Source organism: Aeromonas sp. R4-2 (genome assembly GCF_040908295.1).
In the GTDB taxonomy this organism is placed as follows: domain Bacteria; phylum Pseudomonadota; class Gammaproteobacteria; order Enterobacterales; family Aeromonadaceae; genus Aeromonas; species Aeromonas veronii.
On the sequence record NZ_JBFODL010000009.1, the window covers coordinates 376588 to 385992 of the forward strand.

6 protein-coding genes and 2 pseudogenes are annotated in these 9405 nt (G+C 48.0%); 1 reads left to right on the forward strand and 7 read right to left on the reverse strand.

From position 1 onward, the window contains the following. Nucleotides 1–85: 85 nt before the first annotated feature. The 3 genes from AB5Y99_RS06765 to AB5Y99_RS06775 form a co-directional block, all read right to left on the reverse strand. Entirely contained in the window at nt 86–3715 is a 3630-nt protein-coding gene (locus tag AB5Y99_RS06765; protein WP_368209125.1) for a transporter substrate-binding domain-containing protein, read from the reverse strand. Nucleotides 3716–3718: 3 nt separating this feature from the next. Next, on the reverse strand, nt 3719–4342 hold the full coding sequence (locus AB5Y99_RS06770) for a response regulator transcription factor (RefSeq protein WP_323892313.1): 624 nt from the start codon (nt 4340–4342) through the stop codon (nt 3719–3721). 117 nt (nt 4343–4459) lie between these two features. Further along, nucleotides 4460–5038 (reverse strand): cytochrome b/b6 domain-containing protein, encoded by a 579-nt coding sequence (locus AB5Y99_RS06775; protein WP_368209127.1) that lies wholly within the window; start codon nt 5036–5038, stop codon nt 4460–4462. Between the two features lie 683 nt (nt 5039–5721). Here AB5Y99_RS06775 and AB5Y99_RS06780 point away from each other — a divergent pair. Continuing rightward, nucleotides 5722–5946: pseudogene (locus AB5Y99_RS06780) on the forward strand (IS5/IS1182 family transposase); the annotation flags it as partial. A gap of 64 nt (nt 5947–6010) precedes the next feature. Here the strand turns inward: AB5Y99_RS06780 and AB5Y99_RS06785 are convergent. From AB5Y99_RS06785 to AB5Y99_RS06800, 4 genes and pseudogenes are all read right to left on the reverse strand, one after another. Beyond that, nucleotides 6011–6139 (reverse strand): annotated as a pseudogene (locus AB5Y99_RS06785) (IS5/IS1182 family transposase); the annotation flags it as partial. Between the two features lie 178 nt (nt 6140–6317). Next, nucleotides 6318–7085, reverse strand: coding sequence for a hypothetical protein (locus AB5Y99_RS06790; RefSeq protein ID WP_368209129.1), 768 nt, complete (start codon nt 7083–7085; stop codon nt 6318–6320). A 155-nt stretch (nt 7086–7240) separates the two neighbouring features. Then, on the reverse strand, nt 7241–8335 hold the full coding sequence (locus AB5Y99_RS06795; protein ID WP_368209131.1) for a hypothetical protein: 1095 nt from the start codon (nt 8333–8335) through the stop codon (nt 7241–7243). Between the two features lie 101 nt (nt 8336–8436). After that, nucleotides 8437–9405 (reverse strand): Ig-like domain-containing protein (locus AB5Y99_RS06800; RefSeq protein WP_368209134.1); only part of this gene is annotated, 969 nt, incomplete at its 5' end.

Genomic DNA, 9405 nt, shown 5'->3' on the forward strand with positions numbered 1-9405 from the left:
AAGACCCCTTGCATTTTTAATCCAAGGGGTCTGAAAATCACCTCAATTATAGTGTGATAATTTAAACTATCCTTCATCTCTTCTCTTATTCAATTACGCCTTTGCTCTCCTGCCAATATAAAACCCCCTGTTTTACTTGGCCATAAATATCATTAACCTGCTCCAGCGCTCTCGACATAGACCCACTCAAATGGGGTGCTTGTTCCCACTCGGTGCAACATTCAACAAGGTGATCAGCACCGATGATCCTTGCACCACCTTTAATTCGGTGCAAGTAATCGAGAAAACGCCGGCTATCATTATCGTTACTAGCCAATGTCAACATCGCGATATCTTCATCCGTTGCCTTCAAGAACTCTTGTAACAAAGGCAACATAAACTGGGTGTTTCCGGCTGCTAATCCCCCAAGCACCTGGTCAATCCGTTCAGCTATTGCTGCACTAGTCGTCACTTGTGCATCATTACCCGATGGTCGTGGATCATGCTTGGCAAGACAATCACGAATCTGATCCAGACTGACAGGCTTGAATAAACAATCATCCATGCCTACTTCGATCGCATGCTGGATCTGCTCTTGTCTCGCATCGGCGGTCAGCCCAATAATAACAGTCCGTTCTCGTTGCTCGTCTCGCTCTTGCTGACGATAGCGCTCAGTAAAATCAAGGCCATTAATATCCGGCATATTAAAATCAGTAATAATGAAATCGAAGCGTTGATCCACTAACTGCTGTAAGGCATCCCGACCGGACTCAGCCATCGTAACCTCGTGCCCTAAAAAGGTCAGTTGTTGATTCACCAACAATCGATTAGTTGGATGATCATCGATAATCAGAATTCGACTGCTCCGGGTGGCAATAGCTGATAGGTCACTCAACGTCGGGAGTGATGGCCGCACCATAGCAGAACTGGCAACGATTGGTAACCGAAGTGATATCAGAACCCTTGTACCTTGACCCGGCTCACTCATCAGTTCGAGACGGCCTCCCATCATTTCGCACAGGGTACGACAAATCATCAAACCGAGCCCGGTACCAGAACGATACTCATCTTGAGACTGTTCTACCTGACTGAAAGGTTGAAACAAGCGAGTTTGATCATCCTGGCTTATCCCTATCCCGGTATCCGTAACATTTATCGTCACCACGCACTCGTCACCCTCGCTTAAGAGTGTAAGAGCAAGATCAACACCCCCTCTGTGGGTGAACTTAATCGCATTGCTGATCAAGTTTGATATGATCTGTTTGTAACGCATCGAGTCGATCAAAACCGTCTGTTCATCATCGATGGAACATGTGAGGTAAAGCCCCTTTTCTCGTGCATTCGCTGTGAAAACATTAATGACTGAGCGGCTAAGTTCAGCAATATTATGAGGAGCAGGAGATAGCTCAAGCTTGCCTGATTCAATTTTGGATACGTCAAGGATATCCCCAATCAATCCGAGCAATTCTTTCGAAGACTTGAGTGCGATTTCGATTGAATCATTCGCCTGTGCACTAATGCCGCCCTTGCGAAGGGTCAATTCAAGCAAACCAATTATTGCATTCATCGGGGTGCGAATTTCATGACTCATGGTCGCCAGAAATGTTGTCTTGGCTCTATTAGCATATTCTGCACGTTGTGAGGCTTCTGCCAACTCCTCCATCAAGCGATGACGTTCACTGATATCTAGCCAACCACCAATAATACCACTGACTTCATCTGATAGATCATGATAGATATGCAGCCAATAATAAACATGAAAGGCTCGACCATCCGCAAGTTTCAATAAGTGATCATTATTATAACTAACCCCATTTTCATGAAGCTTACGGTAAATCTCTCGAAGATCTTCTTGTGATTGTTCCGATATCGGCAGGTTGGCAATATTTGTGCCTAACATGCGCTTTTTTTCAACCCCAACAAAGCTACAGTAGCTTTTATTACATAGTATAAAGTTGTTATCTTTATCTCGGGCGAATACAGGATGCGGAATACTGTCAACCAGATCGTCCATGAATTTAAGTTGTTGCTTTAGCGCCAATTGAGCACGCTTTCTTTCATTGTTTTGGCGGCGCAAGATCAATGCCCATGATACCACTATCAATAGCGTGACGGTTGCCGCAACGATCTCCAGCCAGAATTGATGAAACACATCATTCAAGGTCAATATATCTTGCTTGGCACTGACTCGCCAACGACTGGATAATACTTCCAGTTCATCTGGCGGAATTGATGCAATGACCTTATCCAATATTTCAATCAGCTCACGATTCTCTGGCCGTGTTGTAAAGGCTGCAGCTACCGGCTGCGAGTCATAAAGTTCCCCCCCCACAGCAAGTGAATCGGTATGATTACTGTTGATGAAATATTGAGCAGGCCTCAATGGCACAATAGCAGCATTACACAACAGATTGGCAACGCATGCCAATGCATTATCGTACTTGTCAAAATAGGTGACTTTCAGATTATCGGACTGGTACTCTTCAACCAATTTCTCCGCTACGGTACTCTTTACCAAGGCTAACGGGCCATCCTTCAGCACACTCTCAACATCTGAATACTTATCGTAATTTTCCTTTCTGATCACATAAACCAACGGATCTAATACAAAAGCTCTGCTAAAAACCAATGGCTGGCTGTATTTTCTATTGGGGCTGGCAATGGTCACATCTGCATCACCAGATTGCACCGCATCCAATTGATGACGCAAGTCATTCATGACTGCCAACTTGACATTAATCCCGAGCCGTAGCCGAATCGTTTGTATCAAATCAGCCAAGATGCCTCGAAAATAGCCATCCTGATCGACGAATCCCATCGGCGGGATCCGGTCATTGACTGCCAGGGTTATCTCTTTCTTTTGTGCCAGAAATGTCTTTTGGGCCGAGGTCAGATTGAGCGACTCGCCAACCAGTGAAACGCCACCTCCAGCCCAGCGTTGATAAATGGCGTTGATGGATGTAGCCGGGATGGTGTCGATGGCTTTGTTTATTAATTGCTGGAGGAGTTTGTTTTCAGGAGAGAGGGCAAATGAGAAACCGTAAGAGTTGAATGGTATCGTTTTTCCGAATTCAACATTCTCCAGATAGAATTTGTTGACTAAAAAGTTCCCAGATAACAAGTCGATCAAAACTGCGTCATTTCTTTTGTAGGCGACACTGGCCAAGGCACTGTAACGTCCTGAGTAATGAATGACTTTTTTATCACTGAACAAGGAGTTGAAAAACTCATCTGGCAGGTAATCTTGTGGCACCGCAACTGATTCAACGTCATCTACCTCTATGCCCTGGCGAATAAAGAGCACCGGGGTATCGCTAATATAGGGTTTGGTGAGTAAAAAACCCTGAAAAGATTCGTAGGTGTTTGCGGCACCAATAAAATCCACCTCACCACGCCTGATTGCCTGCAGCGCTGCTGAGCGTGTCTCATAGCGCTTGGCGATGACAGGGATACCCAAGGTGGCAGAGAGCAGCCCAACAATGTCAGCCGTAACCCCCTCATAGTCACCGGACATCATGGAGATATCGAGCGGTGGATTGTCGGGGGCAGGCACAGCCAACACCAACTGCTTTTTATTGTGTAACCACGCCTGCTCGGCGGTATTAAAGGGGCTAGCGGTTCGACTGACGGGGGCCGGCTCACGGGAAAAGATTGGAATTACGCTCTGATCCGTTGTTTCCGAAGCGACAACGGCGGAGCAAGTGATAAAAAAAAACAGTGTCAGAATGTTTTTCATAGCTCAGACCAGATTATGGCGTTTGGCAAAGTTAAGCAGATCGACAATATTGTTGAGCTGCAACTTGGTCATCAGCCTTGTTTTATAAGTGCTGATGGTTTTTTCACTTAATACCAGATCGTTGGCAATTTTCTTATTATTATCGCCTCTTGCCAGCGCCATCAGCACACTCATCTCACGCATAGAAAGCGTCTTCAACACCTCTGCACTGTCGATATCTGACTTACTGGCAGCATCAAAACGGAGGGCATGGTCAAATAGCACGTAGCCAGCCAGCACCTGCTCTACCACGGAAGAGAGCTTGGTGAGGTCATCAAGCTTGGAGACAAAGGCAGAGACACCCAGTTGAACGCAGCGGGTTTTGACATGATCGCTGTCATGGGCACTTAACACGATAATTCTTGGTGGCATGGCCAGCTCGTGGCAACGCTTGATAACATCAAAGCCATCGATACGGGGAATATTGATATCGAGCACCAAGATGTCGGGCGCTTGCAGGCGGATCTGGGCCAGGGCATCGATACCATTATCAAATTCACCCGAGATCTGGTGGCCCTTATTTTTTAACAGGATACCAACAGCCATTCTGATGGCCGGATGGTCATCCACAATCATGATTGTTGCCATGTGATTCCTCTATCAAGCCAATGATTAAGTCAGTAAGTTATTGATTATAATCTAGAACATTATCAAAACGTGGGCAAGTCGGCAGGCTGATTATCCCTGCCGACCGTTATACAACGCCTAGCGTAATGACATTCTGGCCAAGAGATTGTGCCCTTTGAGCCGGTGCACCATCACCGCTGTGATATGCAGCAGCACCACGGCGATCATGGCAAAGGCCAGCACACTGTGGCACTGCAACAAGATCTGGTAGGTGCTGTTCGTGGCCGCTTGTTTGGGATCACCCAACTCGACGAGGTTGGGCAGGGTCAGCCACTCTTGCCAGAACAGGCGCAACTCATATCCTTTGGCATTGGCGGTGGCCCACCCCAACAGGGTCAGAATAATCACCCCGTACTGCAGGAACAGGTGCGCAGCCTGCTCAAGAGCGTGCTTGAGCAGGTGTTCCACATTGATTGAATGGGGTCTCTGCGCGCTGTGCAGTCGGGTATTGCAGATCCGCACCAGGGTCGCCAACAGTAAAAAGAAACCGACCGTTTCATGGCCGATAAAAGCGGCAAACACTGTGTCTTTGTCAAAGGGCAACTGGAAAGTCTTAATAGACCAATAGAAGCAGGCCAGCAGGATAACCAATACCATCAGAACTGCGACAAGCCAATGCATGATGATCATAGATGTTTTGTATTTATTTAGCATCATTACTTACCATTTGTAAATTATCAACAACAATATTATCTACACAAAACCAGCAATCAATGAAGTTAATGCCACTTAGTGTATTTTTATCACACCTATAATATTCTCTTCTGAGAAGTCTATTACGATATAACTATCAGTGGTCCTCCTCACCTAAAAGCATTTATATATTCCTTGCTAGCTTATGCAGGTCACGTTCCGCGATACCATCAAAACTTTTTCCCATTTACAACATCAAAAACAAAAAATGCCGATGAACATTATGTATGGTCAAACACCTCCGCAAAGGCTGACAACGCCTGCTAAATTTAATAATCCAAAATCTGCGTCAAGAAAATCAGTTACGCATATTAATTTTATCCAATGGTGGACTTTGCAAAACAATATCAGAATTAGCATATTTTCATTGTGTTGATAGCGCTAAAACCATTAGTGGTAACTATACTAAAACACATCTTTCAGTAGATAGAGTTTATATTCCACATAAAAATACGAAGACAAAACTTGATCAGTTAATTATAGTTTATCATCCATCTCGATATCGCATACAGTCAACCACGCCTGACAACCTTCAGATTAGTGAGATCATCGCCAAAAAAGGCTGTGATATCGCGACTTAAATATTTGGCTATTATTTCAGTTTCTTTTACGACAGTATGTAGGCAAATTCTGAATCATTGATACAGTCGGTGCTGGTGATGCACAAGGAAGGGCTGACACACAGGAAGAAGATATCGGGGTATCACCGTCCCTCGCTGGTCGAGACGGCGATGTATCGGTTTAAGCAGTTGCTGGCGGGGAAAATCAGTCTGCGTAACTACAATGGCCAAGTGGGAGAAGTCATGGCGTATGTAAGCGCCATAAACAAGCTGAATACTCTGGGCATGTCTATCAGAAAGCCCCGAGTGTAGCGGTCACCAGGGGCTAGGGCAGTTGCTGCTTGATGGTTGATTTGGGAAACAACGCCCTGCAGCCCCCATGATGGCCGTGGTGAAACCAGTTGATCATGGCCTCGGCATCAACCCAGAAGGTGATTGAACCACGGCTAATCAATGATTTATTGTATTGAGGCCAGTTGGTGATGGGGTGAAGCGACGTACTCATGATGCAGACTTGAAGGAGATGGTGGTGATCAGCTCACCAAGTCCTCAGTTAGTTCCATTCAAGCTGCATCTATTTGGGAAACAACGAACGGTTAGAGGCATGCAATCTGGTATCGCGTGCCCCTATCAGCTTCTAGTATCTCATAGCGTTTCGCTTTTTTTCTTTGCCTACCATCAGTTTATGGCAGTATGTGTGATATAAAACGTATAGCAGCCTGAGCATTTGTCTTTGGATCTCGCACGCTAATTGTAGCCTCATATATTCCATCACCATTTTGATCTGTCGGGTTATTATAACTACGGGCGCTTAGATTTATCCACTCAGAGCTTTCTGAAGCGCGACTATAATATTGAGCATCAGGACCACTTATAGTCCAAACAAGATCTCTTCCGTAACTGTTAATATGGTAATTTGTAACTATATATTGACCCACTTGAATACCTCGCGAAACTCCACTTCTTACGTGCGCCGTGATCTCAGATTGACTAAAACTTATTGTGGCCGGAACAATATTTACACTATTAGAAAAGGATGGTATAGATACTGCAGTTTCTGGAGGATAGCTTGTTTGCGAATTAGCTATCGCTGTTACTTTCAACTTAAGATCTTTACCACCACTACCAACAGGCGGCACAAACGATACGCTAGGCCAATTGTTATTAAAAGATGCGGCGGGACCTTGCTCGACATTATCAACCACCCAAACATACTGCCAATCAACTAGCGAGTCACCATCCTGATCAGTATATGAAGGTGGCTGATTTATGGTTACCGGCAAAGTTTCCACAGCACCAGAGATTACTGGCGCCATGGTAATAGCGATTTGATGTCCATGTACTACCTCAGTTTTACTGCTATTCTTTGCATGCGAAAAGCATGGGAATAACAAAATAATAATGAAAATAAATTTCTTATAGTGGCCGTATTTATGCGAATAGATACTCATATTTCACTCACCCATATCTAGAAAGTATCGGCGTAACACTGTGACACTGGTTTTACATATCTCTTTCACCAGTATGATGCACGTTTACTCGCCGACATAAATGAGGCCCGTAGGTACGAGCCTCATTCTTTTACCTCAGTTTAGCTTAGTGAAACTTACTTTCCATTAGCATCCACTCGGAACTCATAGCCCTGATCTGCACCAGTCAGAGTATAGGTTGCACTAGTCGCCCCAGTCACTTCTTCCCACTCACCGTCGGTGACGGTATTGCGGCGCTGCCACTGGTAGGTGGCATCAGTACGGTCACGCTTGGCGCCGGCTCCGTCATTCAAGGTCACTTCGGAGTGCAGCACATCGCCGACGACCGGGTTACCGGTGATTTCTGCACCAGCGGCATCCACTACCTTGACGGCGGTAGCTTGTTCAACCACGTTGTCAACTGTGATGGTGATGGTGATAGTATCTTCTGCACCTGTTACCGGATCCTTCACAGTCACTTCCACCACATAGGTACCGTTGCCATCGCTATCAAGCGGGTTTTCGGCATCCTGCGGTTTCAGGGTCAGCACGCCATTTTCATCGATGGAGAACTGGCCACTGTCTGCACCACCCAAGCTCCACTCCAGCTCGCCACCAGCGTTGTTGTTAGTGACGGAAGAACCGATATCGACCTTGATCTCCTGGTTCTCGGGGCCATGGCCGTTACCGTTAGCATCGATAGCGATAGAGCCCGGGATCTCCGGATTCGGGTCGATCGGGCCTTCACCACCAATCTCCAGCTCACCGGCAGCAATGGTGATAACGTTGGAGAGGCTCTCTTCTGAATAACGGGTGGCCACCGGGAAACTGCGCTCGTCCGCTACGGCACGCAGTTTGAGGGTCAGCTTCTTGCCCGCATCGGCAGCGGACGGGGTGTAGGACGGGATCGCATCAATACTGCCCGCGAGCTGTTCGGTGCCGACGTCAACGCCGTCCAGTTGCCATACGTAGTACCAGTCGGCCAGGGCATCACCGTCCGCATCGGCAGTACCGGGAACTGATGGCAGCGTGACCGGCACACCGACTACGCCCAAGCCCTCGATTTGGGGAGCAGCTACGACGGTGATTTGACGGCCGTGAATGGGGCCTGCGCTGTTGGTTGAGACCAGTGCGGCAGCGCCATTGCTCAACAGCGCGGCCAGCAGGCCAGCTGCCAGGGTAGAACGACGGATTACAGGGCGCTTGCGGCCAAACTTGTTGATATGGTTCATTTACTTTTTCCTGTTAATTACTACTTGGTGTTGGTTGCCCATCAGCAGATGGGCAACCTGTTTATTACAAGACGGTTGACGAGACCTTCGTCTCCTGGCCGTCACTGTGTGGTGACGTGGACACGGAAGGTGTAACCCTGATCCGCCCCGGTCGTGGTGTAGCGATCCTGGGTGCCGATATCGGTCCAGTTCACGCCATCCTTGGTGCGCTGCCACTGGTAGGTCAGCCGCGTACCGTCAGTCAGTTGTTCGTCGCCCCGTCCGGTTTGTGCATCTGCTTCTCCTTCCAGGCGAACCTGGGCAAAGAGGATGGTGCCCACAGGTGCATCAGCAGGGACTTCGTTACCGCTCTGGTCGGTCACTCGCACGCCATCGCTGGCGATCTGTCCGGCAGCAAAGTTCACATCAGCCTGTTGACTGGCGCCCAACAGGGATGCAGTCACAGTGACGCTAGCAATCTCGGTATGGCTCACCTCGATGCGGGCGATACCGTTCACATCAGTGACACTGGTTGCTCCGGAGAGGCTACCGGCACTGGTGGTCCACTCGACGGTCACACCGGCTTTCGGATTGCCCGCCGCATCGACTACCGCCACTTGCAACTCGTTACTGTCAACGCCATTCGGTACAGCGTTATTGCGCACAACAGTCAGGCTGTTATCACTCAACTTCATACCACCGTTAAGCGGGTCGTTCGGGTCAAGCGGGTTGCTGCCGTTGTCCACTTCGGTCTTGTCGTCAATACCGTCACCATCGGTGTCTTTGTTATCCGGATCGGTACCAAGCTGGTTCTCCTGGCCGTTGGTCAGGCCATCGCCATCTTTGTCCCCGTTCGGATCAGCTACCGGGTCGTTCGGGTCAAGCGGGTTGCTGCCGTTGTCCACTTCGGTCTTGTCGTCAATACCGTCACCATCGGTGTCTTTGTTATCCGGATCGGTGCCGAGCTGGTTCTCCTGGCCGTTGGTCAGGCCATCGCCATCTTTGTCACCGTTCGGGTCAACAACAGGATCGTTCGGGTCAAGCGGGTTGCTGCCGTTGTCCACTTCGGTCTTGTCGTCAATGCCATCACC